This window comes from Methylocystis suflitae (assembly GCF_024448135.1).
Classification (GTDB): domain Bacteria; phylum Pseudomonadota; class Alphaproteobacteria; order Rhizobiales; family Beijerinckiaceae; genus Methylocystis; species Methylocystis suflitae.
The window spans coordinates 1-16,974 of sequence record NZ_JAMRYX010000202.1; the positions used below are offsets into that span (position 1 = coordinate 1).

A 16,974-nucleotide genomic window follows, 5' to 3' on the forward strand; every position below is an offset into this window, starting at 1 on the left:
TAGCGGCCATTGTCAAAGCCGCGAGCGGCCGGGCCGGGGCCAACCGCCCCGGGACCGACCGGTCCGGAACCCGCGGCGCCCGGCGGCCCCACATAAGCATCGCCGCCAGAAGGTCCGTAATCGCCGCCGTAGCGGGGTCCTCGATCATACGCCGGCGGAGGTCCAAGTCTCACCGCGCGCAAAATACGGCCCTCGTAGGGGTCGATGATAAAGCGCATCTCGCCCTCGCGGCGACTGACGCCCGTCGCGACGATCTGATCGCCTCGGCGACCGAGCGGTCCGACCAATTGAAAGCCGGTGCGCCCGAGGATCGAAGCGACGGCGGGACGGGAGGCGTAGGCCGGCGGACCCTCGTCGGGAATTCGAGAGCGGAAGACGTTGGCGAACGGCCGAAAGAAAAACTGCGCGACGGCGTCCTGCGGAACGGCGGCGCTCGCCGCCAGCGCCAACGCGAACGGCAAAACCGCTTTCCCATTGAATGACCGCATTGTTTCTTCCCTATCCAAGCCCTCTCGGCCGCGCGGATGGTCTGATAACATTGCGGCGAGCATTGGACCGCCGAGCGCCCAAAGCCCAAGCGATTGCTTGTCACTTCGGCGCAAATCTGGCAGTAACTTAGCCCGCAGATATGTCAGCGTTGCTGACCTTAAGGCGGCGGTCGCTTTTGGAAAGCTCCGTTTCATTTCACGGTCGCCGCTCGACACGCGCCGCGGCCAACGTAAATGAGTGGGGCTCGCAAGGGTGGCGCGTCACTTGCCTCGCGTCTGTTGCGAGACGAGGACACAATGCGAGAGTCGGGCCGCGTGACGATTTAGGTCACGCCCACGACAGTTTTATGGTTCGATGAGCGGGCGGGAGGGCGCAGGAAAAGGCGCGCGGTCCTGTCGAGGAGACGCCGAAATGACGAAAGCCGCCGAGCACTTCGCTGAAGCGGGACCGCAGCCGCTCGGCCGCGACCCCGCTCTTCCGCAGGCGCAAGGGCTTTACGATCCCGCCAAGGAGCATGATTCCTGCGGGGTGGGCTTCGTCGCCAACATGCGCAACGAGAAGTCGCACGCCATCGTCAAGATGGGCTTGCAGATTTTGCTCAATCTCGATCACCGCGGCGCCGTCGGCGCTGATCCCAAGCTCGGCGACGGCTGCGGCATCCTGCTTCAGATCCCCCATGAGTTCTTTAAAGCGGAGTGCGCGAAGCTCGGCATAGAGCTTCCCGGCCCGGGCGATTACGCCATCGGTCAGTTTTTCTTGCCGCGCGATCCCGAGACGCGCGCGCGCGCGCGCGCCATCATCGACCAGTCGATCGAAGAAGAGGGGCTCGTCGTTCTTGGTTGGCGCGATCTTCCCGTCGACTCGAGCGATCTCGGCGAGGCGGTGAAGGCCGTCGAGCCGCATCACGCGCAAATCTTCATCGGACGGGGGCCGAATGTCGCTGACGCCGACATCTTTGAGCGGCGCATCTATCTTGCGCGCAAAGCGGCCTCGAACGAAATTTACCGGCTCGGCAATGGCGGACGGGAGTTTTACGCCGTTTCGGTTTCGTCGCGCACCATCGTCTACAAGGGCATGGTGCTCGTCTCGCAGCTCGGCGAATATTTCCTCGATCTCAAGGACGAGCGTTTTATCTCGGCGCTGGCGCTCGTGCATCAGCGCTTCGCGACGAACACCTTCCCCTCCTGGCGGCTTGCGCATCCCTATCGCTTCGTCGCGCATAACGGCGAAATCAATACGCTGCGCGGCAATCTGAACTGGATGGCGGCGCGCCAGGCGTCGGTCTCCTCGCCGCTGTTTGGCGACGGGATCAGCAAGCTGTGGCCCATCTCCTATGAGGGTCAGTCCGACACCGCCTGCTTCGACAACGCGCTCGAATTCCTTGTGCGCGGCGGCTATTCGCTCGCGCATGCGGTGATGATGCTGATTCCGGAAGCCTGGGCCGGCAACCCGCTGATGGACGCCGACCGCAGGGCTTTCTACGAGCATCACGCGGCGCTGATGGAGCCGTGGGACGGCCCCGCCGCCATGGCCTTCACCGACGGGCTCCAGATCGGCGCGACGCTCGACCGGAACGGGCTGCGGCCTGCGCGCTATCTCGTCACCGACGACGGACTCGTCGTCATGGCTTCAGAAATGGGCGTGTTGCCGATTCCTGAAGAAAAGATCGTCACCAAGTGGCGTCTCCAGCCCGGCAAGATGCTGCTTGTCGATCTGGAGCAGGGACGCATCATTTCCGACGACGAGATCAAGAAGGAGCTGTCGAACTCTCATCCATACCAGGAGTGGCTGGCGCGCACGCAAATTCAGCTCGAGGATCTGAAGCCCGTCGATACGCGTCCCGCGCGATGGGACGTGTCGATGCTCGATCGTCAACAGGCCTTCGGCTACACGCAGGAAGATCTCGATCTATTGCTTTTTCCAATGGCCGTCACAGGTCAGGAGGCGATAGGCTCGATGGGCACGGACACGCCCGTGTCGCCGCTCTCCGACAAGGAGAAGCTGCTCTACACCTATTTCAAGCAGAACTTCGCGCAGGTGACCAATCCGCCGATTGATCCGATCCGCGAAGAGTTGGTCATGAGCCTCGTGTCCTTCATCGGTCCGCGGCCCAACATTCTCGACCACGAAGGCTCGGCGAACAAGAAGCGCCTCGAAGTGCGCCAGCCGATCTTGACGAGCGAGGATCTCGAAAAGATCCGCTGGATCGGCACGGTCGAGGATAGTTTCGACACCAAGACGATCGACGTCACTTACGACGCCGCAAAGGGCGCCGAAGGCATGCACGCCGCGATCAAGCGGCTATGTCAACGCGCCGAGGAGGCGGTCAGCGGCCGCTACAACATCATCATCCTCTCGGACCGCATGGTCGGGCCGGACCGTATCCCGATTCCGGCGCTGCTCGCGACCGCGGCGGTGCATCATCATCTGATCCGCAGAGGGCTGCGCACGTCCGTCGGCCTCGTCGTCGAGACCGGCGAGGCGCGGGAGGTGCATCATTTCTGCTGCCTCGCGGGCTACGGCGCCGAGGCGATCAACCCCTATCTAGCGTTTGAGACGCTCATCGCCTCCGCTGAGGAGTTTCCCTCCGACGTCGATGGTCCGACGGCCGTCAAGCGCTTCATCAAGGCGATCGACAAGGGTATTCTCAAGGTGATGTCCAAGATGGGCATCTCAACGTATCAGTCGTATTGCGGCGCGCAGATCTTCGACGCCGTCGGTCTTGCGCAAAGCTTCGTCGATGAATTCTTCACCGGCACGACGACGCGCATCGAAGGCGTCGGGCTCGAAGAGATCGCGCGCGAGACCGTGCGTCGCCATCGCCTCGCCTTCAGCGACGCGCCCGTCTACAAGGAGGCGCTCGACATCGGCGGCGATTACGCCTACCGCATCAGAGGCGAAGCGCACAGCTGGACGCCGCAAACCGTGTCGCTGCTGCAGCATGCAGTGCGCGGCAATGCGCAAGACAAATATCGCGCATTCGCCAAGCTCCTGAATGAGCAGGACGAGAGGCTTCTCAATCTGCGCGGGCTGTTCCGCGTCAAAGGCGCCGAGGAGGACGGCCGTAAGCCGATTCCGCTCGACGAGGTCGAGCCGGCAAACGAGATCGTCAAGCGCTTCTCGACAGGCGCGATGTCGTTTGGCTCCATCTCGCGCGAAGCGCATACGACGCTCGCCATCGCCATGAATCGCATCGGCGGCAGATCCAATACCGGCGAGGGCGGCGAAGAAGCGGATCGATTCAAGCCGCTGCCGAACGGCGATTCAATGCGCAGCGCCATTAAGCAGGTGGCGTCCGGCCGCTTCGGCGTGACGACGGAATATCTCGTCAACGCGGACATGATTCAGATCAAGATGGCGCAGGGGGCAAAGCCCGGCGAAGGCGGCCAGCTGCCCGGCGACAAGGTCGACGCGGTCATCGCCAAGGTGCGCCATTCGACGCCCGGCGTCGGCCTGATCTCGCCGCCGCCGCATCACGACATCTATTCGATCGAGGATTTGGCGCAGCTCATCTTCGACTTAAAGAACGCCAATCCGCGCGCCGCCGTGTCGGTGAAGCTCGTTTCGGAAGTCGGCGTCGGCACGGTCGCCGCCGGCGTCTCCAAGGGCCGCGCCGATCATGTGACGATCTCCGGCTTCGAGGGCGGCACCGGCGCTTCGCCGCTGACGTCGATCAAGCACGCGGGCTCGCCCTGGGAAATCGGGCTCGCCGAAACGCATCAAACGCTCGTGCTGAACAATCTGCGTTCGCGCATCGCCGTGCAGGTCGACGGCGGGTTGCGCACCGGGCGCGACGTGGTGATCGGGGCGTTGCTCGGGGCCGACGAGTTCGGCTTCGCGACGGCGCCGCTCATCGCGGCGGGCTGCATCATGATGCGCAAGTGCCATCTCAACACTTGTCCCGTCGGCGTCGCGACTCAGGATCCCGTTCTGCGCAAGCGCTTCGTCGGCTTGCCGGAACATGTCATCAACTTCTTCTTCTTCGTCGCCGAAGAAGCCCGCGAACTCATGGCCTCCATGGGTTATCGCCGCTTCGACGAAATGATCGGGCAGATGCAAATGCTCGACAAGGAGAAGGCTATTGCGCATTGGAAGGCGCGCGGTCTCGATTTCTCCAAGCTGTTCTTCAAGCCGCAGGGAGAAGGCGGAGCGATCCGTCATAGCAAGACGCAGGATCACGGACTGGATAAGGTCCTCGACAACAAGCTCATCGCCGAAGCGCGCGCGGCGCTCGATCGCGGCGCGAAGGTTTCCATCGAAACGCCGATCCGCAACGTCGATCGCGCCACGGGCGCGATGCTCTCCGGCGAGGTCGCGCGCATCTATGGCCATGCGGGACTGCCCGAGGACACGATCGACATTCGTGCGACGGGCACCGCGGGCCAGAGCTTTGGGGCGTTTGTCGCGCGCGGCGTGACGCTGCGTCTGGAAGGCGAAGCCAACGACTATGTGGGCAAGGGCCTCTCGGGCGGCAAGCTGATCATCTATCCCTCGCGCGACGCCGGGCAGATCGACCCCTCGAATTCGATTATTGTCGGCAACACCGTTCTCTATGGCGCCATCGCCGGCGAGTGCTATTTCCGCGGCGTCGCCGGCGAACGCTTCGCCGTGAGAAATTCGGGCGCGCTCGCCGTCGTCGAGGGCGTTGGCGATCACGGCTGCGAATATATGACGGGCGGCGTCGTGGTGGTTCTTGGGCAGACCGGCCGCAACTTCGCGGCCGGCATGTCGGGCGGCATCGCCTATGTCCTTGACGAGGACGACGCGTTCTCGACGCGTTGCAATCTCGCGATGGTCGACCTTGAGCCGGTGCGCGACGAGGAGGCCGTCATGACCGAGACCTATCACCAGTCCGGCGATCTGGAAGGCCATGGCCGCGTCGACGTGATGAGCGATATGACGCGCTTCGACGCCGAGCGGCTGCGTCAGCTGATCGCCAATCACCTGCGCTACACCGGCTCGACGCGGGCGCGCGACATTCTGGCGGATTGGCCAAACTACGTGGGCAAGTTCCGTAAGGTGATGCCGGTCGAGTATCGGCGCGCGCTCAATGAAATCAACGCGCGCAGAAAGCAGCCGCAACAGCTGAAAGCCGCCGGCGAGTGACCTGGGCGACCGACGAGCGGAATGCTCGTGCGTAACCTTTGCCTTTGCCTTTGGCGGTAGTGATTGTTAAAGAGAGGGAGTCGGGCTAACTTGCTTTAAACTCGGCGGTTTTTCCTTGACGGCGGCCAGGAAGCCTAATGCAAGAGGACTCTAGAGTTTACAGCTTGCCGCGCTGGCCTGCGATGCGCTGGCTCGTGAACCCTGGACATGGCGCGACCCACGATATCCAGACGGCGTTGATTGGCGGGTTGTTCGGAACCCTGCCAGTCTTCTTTGGCGGCGTCATCAATACGATTGTCGTGGCGGGAGCGATTGCCGCGCGCGAGCAGACGCTCCCTTTCGTTGCTTGGTTCGTCTTTGAAATCGTGCTCGGCGCCGTGCGTCTGATCGTCCTGAGCGTCTCGCGTCGCGCCGCGCTCGAGCATCGCCAGACGCCGACCGATCTTTATCTCCTGCTGCAGCTTTTCTGGAGCAGCGGCGTCGGCTACGGCGCCTTTATAAGCCTGGCGAGCGGCGACTGGGTTGCCGCGACGCTCGCGTGTCTCTCCGGGTCCGCCATGGTCGGCGGCATCGGATTTCGCAATTTTGGCGCGCCGCGTCTCGCCGGCGCGATGATCCTGACGAGCCTCGGCCCGTTTCTGCCCGGCGCTGCGCTCTCTGGCGAACCGTTGCTTTATCTTGTTTTCCTTCAGATTCCCTTCTATCTCGCCGCCATGATCGCCGCCGCCTATAGCCTAAATAGGATGCTTATTGCGACGATGCAGGCCGAACGCGTGAACGACCATCGCGCCAAGCATGATGCGCTCACCGGCCTGTCGAACCGTGTCGGGCTCGCCGCCGCCGTCGACGCGAATCTGAAAGACGCGCCGATTCAGGGCGGCGAATTGGCTGTCCTTTTTCTTGACCTCGACAACTTCAAAGCCGTCAACGACACGTACGGACACGCCGCCGGAGACAGGCTGCTCAAATCGGTCGCGGAGCGCCTCCGGCAGTCCTTGCGCGCGACCGACGTGGCGGCGCGGATTGGCGGCGACGAATTCGTGGTGCTCGCCAAGGGTTTGACGAGCGAGCAGGCTGCGGAGCTGAGTCACCGGCTGACGAACTCCATATCGGCGCCTTACGACCTCGGCGACGGTGTTCACGCGACGATCGGCGTAAGCGTCGGCATAGCTCTGGTGAAGGAACATGGCGCGGACGCGGAGGCGCTTCTCGCGGTGGCCGATGAAGCGCTTTATGAGGCGAAGGCTCAGCGGCAGGTGAAATTGCTGCACACCCTCGTTAAGGAGGATCAGTCTCGCCGCATCGCGCCGGCGGCGCAAGGCATGCGCCCCAGCACTCAATAGTGGATGCTGGAGTGGATGCTGGCGACCGTCAGCGCATGACGCGGAAGCTTCGCGGCTTGACGGCGACCCCTCGAAAGCGTTTAGAAAACATCCAAGATTGCGACAGCTCAGGGCGCTCGGGAAAGCGAATTGGCTTTTCCACGCGAGACTGCCGCGCCGATGAGAATTGCCGTTGCCGCCGCGACGCGCGGCGCGAGAGGTGCGCGACAAGATGGGTAAGGTGACGGGGTTTCTCGAGATCGACCGGCATGACCGCAAATATAAGCCGGCGGCCGACCGCATTCGCCATTATCGCGAATTCGTCATTCCGTTGTCGGACGAGACCACGCGCAGCCAAGCCTCGCGCTGCATGGATTGCGGCATTCCATTTTGTCACAATGGCTGCCCGGTCAACAATCAGATTCCCGACTGGAATGACCTCGTCTACCACGGCGAATGGCGGCGGGCGCTCGTCAATCTCCATTCCACCAACAACTTCCCGGAGTTCACCGGCCGCGTCTGTCCGGCGCCCTGCGAAGCCTCGTGCACGCTGAATCTCCAGGACCAGCCGATCACTATCAAGACCATCGAATGCGCGATCATCGACCGCGGATTCGAGCAGGGCTGGGTCGTTCCCGAGCCGCCCAAGCGCAAAACGGGCAAGAAGATCGCCATTGTCGGCTCCGGACCGGCGGGACTTGCGGCGGCGCAGCAGCTCGCGCGCGCCGGCCATGACGTGCATGTCTATGAAAAGCAAGCCAAGGCTGGCGGCTTGCTGCGCTACGGCATTCCCGACTTCAAGATGGAGAAGCACCTCATCGACCGTCGGGTCCAGCAGATGGAGGCGGAAGGGGCGGTGTTTCACTGCGGCGTTCATGTCGGCGTCGATCTGTCCGCCGCCGATCTGGTCTCAGGCCATGACGCCGTTGTCCTCGCCGGCGGCGCCGAACAGCCGCGCGATTTGTCGATCCCCGGCCGCGAATTGCGCGGGGTTCACTTCGCCATGGATTTTCTGCCGCAGCAAAACCGCCGGGTCTCGGGCGAGCCGCTCTCGACCAACGAGCCGATCCTGGCCACCGGCAAACATGTCGTGGTCATCGGCGGCGGCGACACCGGCTCGGACTGCATCGGCACCTCGGTGCGGCAGGGCGCGCTTTCGGTCACCCAGCTCGAAATCATGCCGCTTCCCCCCGAGAAGGAGAACAAGCTGCTGACGTGGCCCGATTGGCCGCTGAAGCTGCGCACCTCTTCCTCCCACGACGAGGGTTCGTCGCGCGAATTTTCGGTGCTGACGCGCGAATTCGAGGGCGCCGAAGGCGCGGTGAAGGCGCTGCGCTGCGTGCGCGTCGACGGAAAAATGCAGGAGGAGCCCGGAAGCGACTTCAAGCTTAGGGCCGATCTGGTGCTGCTTGCGATGGGCTTTGTGTCGCCGGTGCGGGAAGGCTTGCTCGAAACGCTCGGGGTCGATCTCGATTCGCGCGGCAATGTCGCGGCGGACACGCGCGCCTATCGGGCGTCTCGCGAGAAGATCTTCGCCTGCGGAGACATGCGGCGCGGACAATCGCTCGTCGTCTGGGCCATTCGCGAGGGACGCCAATGCGCCCACTCGGTGGACGAATTCCTGATGGGCGAAACCAATCTGCCAAGGTGAGAGTAAATGGTCAGTGAAAAGCTAAATCTCTGGTATTGTGACACCTTCGTCAGCACGCCCTGGCAATTTTACTTTCTTATCGTGCCGCTCATAGGGGCCTTCTTTTATGGCCGCGAGAAATACAAGCTCGCCTGGTCGCTGATCGGCTTTTGGGTCGCCACTCAAGTGATCTTTTCGGCGCTCACCAACCTCGTGTTCAGTTGCGCGCTCGAATAGGCGCAAAATAAAAAGGCCCCGGCAATCGGGGCCTTTCGTTTGACAGAGAGCCGGCTTACAGCACGACGACCGGGGCGCCCACCTTCACGCGGCTGAACAGATCGGTCACGTCGTTGTTCAGCATGCGGATGCAGCCCGACGAGACCGCCTGTCCGATCGTCCAGGGCTCGTTCGAGCCGTGGATGCGGAACATCGTGTCGCGGTTGCCCGAGAAAAGATACATCGCGCGGGCGCCCAGCGGGTTGTCCTCGCCGCCAACCATATGGCGCGGCAGATCGGGACGGCGCTTCAACATCGCCGCCGGCGGCGTCCAATCCGGCCAGGCTTCCTTGCGGCCGATATGCGTCCGGCCTTTCCAGGTGAAGCCCTCGCGGCCGACGCCGACGCCATAGCGCACGGCCTGTCCGTTCGGCAGCGACAGATAGAGATAGCGATTGTTCGTGTCGACGGTGATGGTGCCAGGACGCTCATTGGTCGGATCCTGCACGATCTCGCGCGTCGTGGTCGGATATTCGCGCGCGAGCCGCGCGTCTTCTTGATCGCCGTAATAGGCCTGCGGGTCCTGCGCGGCGTAATTAGCCTGCTGATCCTGGCCGCCGTAATAGGCTTGCTGCTCACGAGCGTCATCGTAGGACGCGGTCATTTCCTGCGCGCCCGCCGACGGATCAAACAGCGCCATGAAGGAGTTTTCCTGAGCGTTGACGGCGGACGACGAAAGTCCCGCGAACGCGGCGACGGCGGCGACCTTCAGAAAGCGGCAGGCGTTGAATTGACGGCGGGACATGACGGCGGCTCCACAATTTCTCTGTCGTACAGAGAGAATGCAGAACCACCGAAAAGCGTTCCGTGCGCAAACGCACAATCGTTAACGCGGCTGAGAAGGCGCGTTTGCCGCCGGGCGCCAGCTGTAGTCGTCGGCGCGATTGCTGCGTGGATTCTGGTCGCCGCCCTGGACAAAAACATGTCGCGCGAGCGCCTGCGCGGGCGTGCCTGCGTCCGCCGCCGCTTTGGCGGCCGGGGTTCGCCTCGCGAGTTCTGTCGCCGCTCCGGCGCCCGTCAATTGCTGCGTCGGCCCGACGGCAGGTCGTTCGGGCAAGCTCGGCGCCGCCGACGGCCCGCCCACGGGCGAGCGGAATACGATCGGCTGACCGTCCGCTGGCGCCGCAGCCACTGGCTGCTGTGGCGGAGTCGCGCCCGCCGCCTCAGGTTGCGGCGTCCCTGGCGCGTCAGAGACTGGAGCCTGTTGGCGAGAGGCGTCGTAATATTTCTTGATCTCGCCTTCGACGAAATGGGCGACGCTGCGCGCGCCGGCCTCGGTGAAGTGCACGCCGTCCGCGGAGCGCAGCTTGACAATCTGGCCGTTGATGTCCGGCCCGAAAGCGCTGTACTGCCCATGTTCGTCGGTCATCGCGTCCCAGAGATCGACATAGGGAATATTGGCGTGGGCCGCGCGCGCTTTGAAGATTTCATTGAGCTGCGCCATGTCGGCGGACAGGCGCTCGTTCTTCATGACCGGCAGACCGACCCAAATGACCGGAATATTCTTTTCCTTGAAAGCCGCAATCACCGCGTCGACCCGCGCTGCGTAGATTTCGCGCCAGCGCGGCGACAGCGGCTCGATTGACTCTTGGCCCTGCTGGATCGCTTGACGGTCATTGCTGCCGAGCATGACGACGGCGACATTGACCTTCTGTGGATCGGCGGCGATCTCTTTCGCCGCCTTGGGCCAATCGAAGAAGTCTTCGCGTACGAGACCGCTGCTTTCCCGGCCTTTTCGAAGGATGGCGACGTCTGGGCGATCCGAAAATCCGTCTTTCAGGCCGTTTGCGAGAAGCAGTCCCAGAGTGTCGCCGATCGTCGCGACAACGAACGTCGACTGGGTGACGGTCGTGTTCTGGTCCGTGGCGCCGTCACGCTTCGCCGCGCGGCGGGCATTGTCCGTCTGGCCGTGCCAGTATGTCGGCGCGCGATTCTCGCGGTGCGGCATGATCCGTCGCACCCTCGGCTCGCCGCGAGGCCCCCAACCATGCTGCGGATGGCCGCCAAATATGCCGCCAAAGAATTCCGTAAAGGGGTCCTGCGCGAAGGACGCGCTGGGCGCCGCGCTCGTCAGCAATGCGCCAAGGAAGAGCGCCATAACGCGGCGCAGGGTCCGTACGTTCCTAGACATGGAGGCCATTATAGCGCGTCCCGGACGCCTTGGCATCCTGGTTGCGATTCTTCGCTTAATTGTGTGGCGCATAGCCTTGACGCATGGAGCGGTTTTGGCGTCAATCGTCGGCAACTGGGCGGGATTTAGGAGAAGCGAGATGCGGCGCCGCAACCGGGGGTCTGGCGGAGTTTGGACGCGAGCCGCCGTGACCGCGCTTTTCGCGCTTTCCGCGGCTGCGGCGGCCGCCCAGCCCGCGCGCGAGGAAAACCCGCCGGCGGAATTTCGAATTCTGCCTTACTCAGGACTGATGCCCGCCTGCATCGATCCGACGATTCTCAACGAAGTCGTCAAGGGTTTTGCTGCAAGAGAAGCCTGGTTCTGGAATTCGCCGCTGGTCATTGTGGCCTTTGACGGCGTCGAGGACATCGGCGCCCGCAACAATGGCCTGAGCTATATTCCTCGTCGCTATTGTCGCGCCTTGGCGCTTTTTAACGACGGCGTGAGACGCGAGGTCGTCTATAATATCGGAGAATCCTTGGGCTTCATCGGCGCAGGACCTGGCGTGACATGGTGCGTCGTCGGGCTCGACCGTAATCACGCCTTCAGTCCTAATTGTCGAGCCGCAGGGCCTTAGCGTCCTATTTGCAGAGTCGTTTGAAATGAGAAGAGTTTTTGTTCTTTGCGCCGTATGGGCGTTACTGGTCGGCGCGGTGGCGCCCGGCGGATTTTTCGGCGCTATCGCGAAAGAAGGCGACTGCACGGCGGAGGATTGCGCCAATCGCGCAGCCTCGCGGGCCGGCGCGGCGCGCGATTTCGACTTTTACGTGCTGGCGCTCAGCTGGTCGCCCGGCTTCTGCGAAAGCGTCGAGGGCGCGCGCGACCAGTGCGAGCCGGGGAAGGGACTCGGCTTCGTCGTTCACGGGCTCTGGCCGCAATATGAAAGCGGCGTCCCGAGCGAATGTCCGGGCGCGCGCTCTCCATCACGCGTCGCGCTCGAAAAAGCGGCAGGCTTGTTTCCCGACGAGCGGCTGGCGCGCTACGAGTGGCGCAAGCATGGAGTCTGCAGCGGCAAAAGCCCGAGCGACTATTTCGCCGATGTGGCGCGCGCCCATGCGGCCGTGGCCATCCCGTCGCTTTTCGTCAAACCCGCGCGCGACCAGACCTTTACGCCGATCGACGTCGAGCGCGCCTTCTACGAAGCCAATCCACGGCTGGGGCCCGGCATGATGGCGGTGTCGTGCCGACGGGGCGTTATGGACGGCGTGCGCATCTGCCTGTCCAAGGACCTGCGCGAGTTTCGCGCCTGTCCCGCCGTTGCGCAGCGCGGATGCCACGTTCGCGAAATCAGCGCGCCCGCGCCGTTGTAGCGCATGAACTATCGCCACGGGTTTCACGCCGGCAATTTCGCCGACGTCTTCAAACATGCGCTGCTTGTGCGCCTCTTGGTCTATCTGGGGCGCAAGGACACGCCGTTTCGCGTCATCGATACGCACGCAGGAGAGGGCGCCTATGATCTTTCAGCGGAGGCGGCGGAGCGCACGCGCGAGTGGCGCGGCGGCGTTGGACGTCTCGCTGATCTCTCCGGCGCGAGTGCGGAAGTTTGCGCGCTGCTTGCGCCCTACATCGATTGTCTAGGGCCGCGCGATGACGAGGGAAAGCCCGCGCTCTATCCAGGTTCGCCGTCGATCGCGCAGAAATTGATGCGCGCGCAGGACCGCGCGATTTTCTGCGAACTGCGGCCCGACGCCTTCGCGGCGCTGCGTCGCCGGTTCTCGCGCGACGAGCGCATTAAGGCGATTCATATCGACGGCTATGTGGGGCTTGGCGCTTATGTTCCACCGAAGGAGCGGCGCGGGCTCGCGCTGATTGATCCGCCTTTCGAGCGCGAAGACGAATTCGAAGCCGCATTCGATGCTTTGCTTAAGTCCTATGCGAAATGGAGTTCCGGCATTTACGCCTTGTGGCATCCCTCCAAGAGCGATCGCGACATTCGGAAATTGCACAAGATGCTGAGGGAAAGCGGCATACGGCGCATCCTGCAGCTTTCGTTGAGCATTGGCGGAGACGGTGAGGGATTGCGCAGCTGCGGAATGGTGGTCGTCAATCCGCCCTTCGTGTTCGAAGAAGAAGCGCGAATTATTCTTTCCTTCCTCGCCGCGCGGATGGCGCAGGGCGAAGGCGCGGGCTTTGAGGTTGCGTGGCTCGCCGGGGAGTGACGCGACGCGCGCTTATCAAGTCCATGCAGCGAAGCCCCAAAGGTTGACGGTCCCCATAACGCGTTGTCGGTTTCGTACAGGGATGATAGGAGCGGCCATGCTCCTTCTGCGTTATTCTCCCGCTTCGCCCTACGCCCGAAAGATCCGAATCGCCGCCGACCTGCTCGGCTTGTCGGAACGGATCGAAATCGCCGCCGCCGATGCGGCCGATCCGTCCGACAGTCTGCGTCGTCAGAACCCGCTCGGCAAAATCCCGACGTTGGTTTTGGAGGACGGATCGTCGCTGTATGACAGTCGCGTCATTGCCGAATATCTGGATCATCTCGTCGGCGGCGGGCGGATCATTCCGACCGAGGCGACGGCCCGCTTCGCGGCGTTGCGGCTGCAGGCGCTCGGCGACGGGATCAATGACGCCGCTCTATTGATCCGCTACGAGACGTTCAATCGCCCGGAAGACTTACGCTACGAGGAGGCGATCGCGCTTCAGCAAGGCAAAATCGATCGGGCGCTCGGCGCGCTCGACGCCGCCCCGCCGGCCGGCGCGATCGACATCGGCCATATCGCGGTTGCCTGCGCGCTGGGCTATCTTGATTTGCGTTTCGCGGGCGCATGGCGAGAAAACCACCAGCGTCTCGTCTCGTGGCTTAAGGAATTTGCGCGCGCCGTCCCCGCCTTCGACGCGACGAAGGTCTGAATTCGGCCTAGCGCTTATGGCGCCTGTCCGGGATCTGCTCTGCCAGCGAAGCTGTCGGCTAAGCCTATTTGCTGGCGATTTCGCTTGGCGGCTTCCAGTCGCCGCCGGCCGAGGGACCAGTCGGCGCGCCTGGGATGCGCAGGCGTTGGCCTGGTTGGATCTTGTCGGGATCGGTCAGCATTGGCCGATTGGCTTCGAAGATCTCCATATATTTGGCGCCCTTGCCGGCGCCGTAATGCGCTTCGGCGATCTTCCACAGCGTGTCGCCTGGCTTCACGACGTAGAAGGTCTCTGTCCCGGACGACCCTGCCGCTGCGGGCTTCTCTTCGGCCTTAGGGGTAGCCTCGGCCGTTTTCTTGAGCGCGTCTGGGGCAGGCCCCGGTTTGCCTTTTCCGGTCAGAAAATCCAAAAGTCCCATGCTGGAGTCTCCTTCATAGATCCGGCCATTAAGCCGGATGCGCATGATCTATTGTAGCGCTCGGCGCGCAGCTCGCGAGTGTAGGCGCGTCCGAAAAGCAGCGTCAGGGCGCGACTTTCGGGCATTCGTCGGCGGCGAGCAGCGAGTTGTGGCGGCGAAGGCGCTCGCCGTCTCGCGAAACCGTGCAAAATCTCCTATACCGCTGCGATGACCGCGACCTCTGCCACCACCGTGCGGACGGCACTCTACCCCGGCACGTTCGACCCGTTGACCTTTGGCCATCTCGACGTGATGGGGCAGGGCGGGGCGCTGTTCGAGAAGATTGTCGTCGCGATCGGCGTGCACCACGGCAAGGAGCCGTGGCTCTCCTTCGACGAGCGCGCGGCGGTCATTCGCGACGCCTGCGCCGGACTGGGCGCGTCTTGCGCTTTCGAGGTCGCGGGCTTTGACGGACTTGTCGTCGAGGCGGCGCGCCAGCACGGCGCCTGCGCCATTCTCCGCGGTTTGCGCGACAGCGCCGATTTCGACTATGAAATGCAGATGGCGGGGATGAACGGGACGCTCGCGCCCGACATTCGCACGATTTTCCTGCCCGCTTCGCCAGGGCTACGCCACGTCAGCGGAACCTTCGTGCGCCAGATCGCGGCGCTTGGCGGCGACGTATCGGCCTTTGCGCCGGCCGCCGCCGTCGCCGCACTCAAACGCGCCATAAAAAGGCGCGGCAATACATAGGGAGGCTTCATGAAACTCACCCGCCGTTTGCTTCTTGCCGCCGCGGCCGTCGCCGCGCTTAGCGCCGCGCCCGTTGGAGCGGCAGATGATCATCTCCTCTATCTCGACACGAAGGATGGCCGCGTCACCATCAAGCTGCGGCCTGATCTTGCGCCCAAACATGTCGAGCGCATTGAGAAGCTCGCGAAGGAGCATTTCTACGACGGCATTGCGTTCCATCGCGTCATCGACGGTTTCATGGCGCAGGCCGGCGATCCCACGGGCACAGGCATGAGCGGCTCTCGCTATCTCGATCTTAAGGCGGAGTTCTCGAATACGCCGTTCAAGCGCGGCGTCCTCGGAATGGCGCGTCAGCCGGGCGACAATGACTCGGCCAATTCGCAGTTCTTCATCGTCTATGCAGACGCGCCGCAGCTCAACGGCAAATACACCGTATTCGGCGAAGTGGTCTCGGGCATGGATGTCGTCGACAAGATCAAGAAGGGTTCGAAGTCCAATAATGGCATGGTCGATAATCCGGATAAGATCATCAAGATGCGCGTCGCTGGCGACGAGAGCTGAGTTCAAGAGCCGCTAGGCCTGCAAAAATCAAAGGAAATGATCATGACCGAAGCCGCCGACACCATCACGCTTGAGACGACGAAGGGACCGGTCGTCATCAAATTTCGTTCAGACCTCGCGCCCAATCATGTCGCGCATATCAAGAAGCTCGTCTCGGAAGGATTCTACGACGGCATCGTCTTTCATCGCGTGATTGACGGCTTCATGGCTCAGACCGGATGCCCGCGCGGCACGGGCACGGGCGGATCAAAATATCCAGACCTCAAGGCCGAGTTCAACAGCGCGCCGCATGTGCGCGGCACCTGCTCGATGGCGCGCGCGCAAAGCCCCGACAGCGCCAATTCGCAGTTCTTCATCTGCTTCGATGACGCGCGATTCCTCGACAACAAATATACGGTGTGGGGCGAGGTGATCTCCGGCATGGAGAATGTCGACAAGATCAAGCGCGGCGAACCGGTGAAAGATCCCGACAAGATCGTCAAGGCGACGTTGGGTTGATCGACTAAGGCGACAGATCGAGCTTCTTGGTCAAGCATGCGCCCGGCCTTGGGCGCATGTGCAGTAAAGGCCTGAGTTCGACGCAAGATTCGGAACTATCTCTCCAGACGCTGGTTGCAAAGTATCGCTCGCCGAGACGGGCGAGCGGAACAGTGGAGAGTATCCGATGAAATCGCTCAAGTTGTTGATCGCTACAGTAGCGGCGATCGCGCTTTCCGCCAGCGTGACAGCGAATGCAGGGCGTGATCGCACGGGCGCGAGCTCGAGCAAGAATCAAACTCAGACTCGCAGCAGCAGTCAGTGGCAGGAGACACAAGGCCAACCAGCCAAGGACGCGGAGGATACGACATCTGGCGGCGGCTGGCGGGAGATGGGCCGCGATGACGACCCCTCGCCGACTTGGCGCGGCAGCGCAGCGCGGGAACGGATGCGCGATCAAGACAGCCAGTCAGGCATGGACCGGACGGGCGCGGATCGGACGGATCGGCAGATGATCAAAGGGCGATCCGCAGCTGACATGCGCGAACTGGAGCAGCTCGGCTCCGCCCGCGTAATTTTTTACAGGCTCGGCCCCACCGATATGCGCATGTCTCAGCTGATTGGCAGCGATGTCCGCAATCTGCAGAATGATAACGTCGGCGAGATCGAGGACGTTATCTTCGACAAGAATAGGAATGTGCGCGCGGTCATCGTCAGCGTCGGCGGTTTCCTTGGCATCGGCGAGCGCCATATCGCGATTGACCCGACATCAATGGTCGTTTCCCGGAACGAAGATGGCGACGTCGAAGCGGTAGTGAACACGACTCGCGACGATCTGCGGAACGCTCCGGAGTTCCGGTTCGACGAGCGTCGCCGGCGCGTCGGCTCATACGAATAAGCTTTCGCGGCGGCGCCGGTTGATCGCAATCGGCGCCGTCGA

Annotated in this window: 14 protein-coding genes and 2 pseudogenes; 12 read left to right on the forward strand and 4 right to left on the reverse strand. The window is 62.9% G+C overall.

The genetic code is table 11. From position 1 onward, the window contains the following. Positions 1-488 (reverse strand): annotated as a pseudogene (locus NEI07_RS15530) (hypothetical protein); the annotation flags it as partial. Between the two features lie 412 nt (positions 489-900). Here NEI07_RS15530 and gltB point away from each other — a divergent pair. The 4 genes from gltB (at position 901) to NEI07_RS15550 (ending at position 8,784) form a co-directional block, all read left to right on the forward strand. Further along, entirely contained in the window at positions 901-5,595 is a 4,695-nt protein-coding gene (gltB, locus tag NEI07_RS15535; RefSeq protein WP_256035780.1) for a glutamate synthase large subunit, read from the forward strand. Positions 5,596-5,732: 137 nt separating this feature from the next. Then, a complete protein-coding gene (locus NEI07_RS15540; RefSeq protein WP_256035781.1) occupies positions 5,733-6,938 on the forward strand; it encodes a GGDEF domain-containing protein in 1,206 nt (401 codons plus the stop codon). A 211-nt stretch (positions 6,939-7,149) separates the two neighbouring features. Further along, positions 7,150-8,568, forward strand: coding sequence for a glutamate synthase subunit beta (locus tag NEI07_RS15545; RefSeq protein WP_256035847.1), 1,419 nt, complete (start codon positions 7,150-7,152; stop codon positions 8,566-8,568). Positions 8,569-8,574: 6 nt separating this feature from the next. Then, on the forward strand, positions 8,575-8,784 hold the full coding sequence (locus NEI07_RS15550; protein WP_256035782.1) for a hypothetical protein: 210 nt from the start codon (positions 8,575-8,577) through the stop codon (positions 8,782-8,784). A 55-nt stretch (positions 8,785-8,839) separates the two neighbouring features. Here NEI07_RS15550 and NEI07_RS15555 read toward each other — a convergent pair whose 3' ends face one another. Next, a complete protein-coding gene (locus NEI07_RS15555) occupies positions 8,840-9,568 on the reverse strand; it encodes a L,D-transpeptidase (protein WP_256035783.1) in 729 nt (242 codons plus the stop codon). A gap of 81 nt (positions 9,569-9,649) precedes the next feature. Further along, entirely contained in the window at positions 9,650-10,921 is a 1,272-nt protein-coding gene (locus tag NEI07_RS15560) for an SGNH/GDSL hydrolase family protein (protein WP_256035785.1), read from the reverse strand. Between the two features lie 220 nt (positions 10,922-11,141). On the opposite strand from NEI07_RS15560, the gene NEI07_RS15565 reads away from it, so the two are divergent. From NEI07_RS15565 to NEI07_RS15580, 4 genes are all read left to right on the forward strand, one after another. Next, complete coding sequence (locus tag NEI07_RS15565) at positions 11,142-11,570, forward strand: hypothetical protein (RefSeq protein WP_256035787.1); 429 nt, start codon at positions 11,142-11,144, stop codon at positions 11,568-11,570. A gap of 25 nt (positions 11,571-11,595) precedes the next feature. Next, complete coding sequence (locus NEI07_RS15570) at positions 11,596-12,303, forward strand: ribonuclease T2 family protein (protein ID WP_256035788.1); 708 nt, start codon at positions 11,596-11,598, stop codon at positions 12,301-12,303. A 3-nt stretch (positions 12,304-12,306) separates the two neighbouring features. Next, entirely contained in the window at positions 12,307-13,152 is an 846-nt protein-coding gene (locus tag NEI07_RS15575) for a 23S rRNA (adenine(2030)-N(6))-methyltransferase RlmJ (protein ID WP_256035789.1), read from the forward strand. A gap of 97 nt (positions 13,153-13,249) precedes the next feature. After that, complete coding sequence (locus NEI07_RS15580; protein WP_256035790.1) at positions 13,250-13,846, forward strand: glutathione S-transferase; 597 nt, start codon at positions 13,250-13,252, stop codon at positions 13,844-13,846. A 64-nt stretch (positions 13,847-13,910) separates the two neighbouring features. Here the strand turns inward: NEI07_RS15580 and NEI07_RS15585 are convergent. Then, positions 13,911-14,132, reverse strand: a pseudogene (locus NEI07_RS15585) (LysM peptidoglycan-binding domain-containing protein); the annotation flags it as partial. A 339-nt stretch (positions 14,133-14,471) separates the two neighbouring features. On the opposite strand from NEI07_RS15585, the gene coaD reads away from it, so the two are divergent. The 4 genes from coaD (at position 14,472) to NEI07_RS15605 (ending at position 16,932) form a co-directional block, all read left to right on the forward strand. Beyond that, positions 14,472-14,996, forward strand: a complete 525-nt coding sequence (coaD, locus tag NEI07_RS15590) for a pantetheine-phosphate adenylyltransferase (protein ID WP_256035791.1) — start codon at positions 14,472-14,474, stop codon at positions 14,994-14,996. Positions 14,997-15,005: 9 nt separating this feature from the next. Next, positions 15,006-15,557 carry a peptidylprolyl isomerase gene (locus NEI07_RS15595; RefSeq protein WP_256035792.1) on the forward strand — a complete coding sequence of 184 codons (552 nt, stop codon included), beginning with the start codon at positions 15,006-15,008 and terminating at the stop codon, positions 15,555-15,557. A 42-nt stretch (positions 15,558-15,599) separates the two neighbouring features. Continuing rightward, positions 15,600-16,055, forward strand: coding sequence for a peptidylprolyl isomerase (locus NEI07_RS15600; protein ID WP_256035794.1), 456 nt, complete (start codon positions 15,600-15,602; stop codon positions 16,053-16,055). A gap of 427 nt (positions 16,056-16,482) precedes the next feature. Then, positions 16,483-16,932: a PRC-barrel domain-containing protein gene (locus NEI07_RS15605; RefSeq protein ID WP_256035796.1), complete on the forward strand. Its 450-nt coding sequence runs from the start codon at positions 16,483-16,485 to the stop codon at positions 16,930-16,932. Positions 16,933-16,974 lie beyond the last annotated feature (42 nt).

Bases quoted from the DNA above. Each gene is read 5' to 3' on its own strand.
- gltB (WP_256035780.1), top strand. From the start codon at position 901: ATGACGAAAGCCGCCGAGCACTTCGCTGAAGCGGGACCGCAGCCGCTC.
- NEI07_RS15540 (WP_256035781.1), top strand. From the start codon at position 5,733: ATGCAAGAGGACTCTAGAGTTTACAGCTTGCCGCGCTGGCCTGCGATG.
- NEI07_RS15545 (WP_256035847.1), top strand. From the start codon at position 7,150: ATGGGTAAGGTGACGGGGTTTCTCGAGATCGACCGGCATGACCGCAAA.
- NEI07_RS15550 (WP_256035782.1), top strand. From the start codon at position 8,575: ATGGTCAGTGAAAAGCTAAATCTCTGGTATTGTGACACCTTCGTCAGC.
- NEI07_RS15555 (WP_256035783.1), bottom strand. From the start codon at position 9,568: ATGTCCCGCCGTCAATTCAACGCCTGCCGCTTTCTGAAGGTCGCCGCC.
- NEI07_RS15560 (WP_256035785.1), bottom strand. From the start codon at position 10,921: ATGGCGCTCTTCCTTGGCGCATTGCTGACGAGCGCGGCGCCCAGCGCG.
- NEI07_RS15570 (WP_256035788.1), top strand. From the start codon at position 11,596: ATGAGAAGAGTTTTTGTTCTTTGCGCCGTATGGGCGTTACTGGTCGGC.
- NEI07_RS15575 (WP_256035789.1), top strand. From the start codon at position 12,307: ATGAACTATCGCCACGGGTTTCACGCCGGCAATTTCGCCGACGTCTTC.
- NEI07_RS15580 (WP_256035790.1), top strand. From the start codon at position 13,250: ATGCTCCTTCTGCGTTATTCTCCCGCTTCGCCCTACGCCCGAAAGATC.
- coaD (WP_256035791.1), top strand. From the start codon at position 14,472: ATGACCGCGACCTCTGCCACCACCGTGCGGACGGCACTCTACCCCGGC.
- NEI07_RS15595 (WP_256035792.1), top strand. From the start codon at position 15,006: ATGAAACTCACCCGCCGTTTGCTTCTTGCCGCCGCGGCCGTCGCCGCG.
- NEI07_RS15600 (WP_256035794.1), top strand. From the start codon at position 15,600: ATGACCGAAGCCGCCGACACCATCACGCTTGAGACGACGAAGGGACCG.
- NEI07_RS15605 (WP_256035796.1), top strand. From the start codon at position 16,483: ATGCGCGATCAAGACAGCCAGTCAGGCATGGACCGGACGGGCGCGGAT.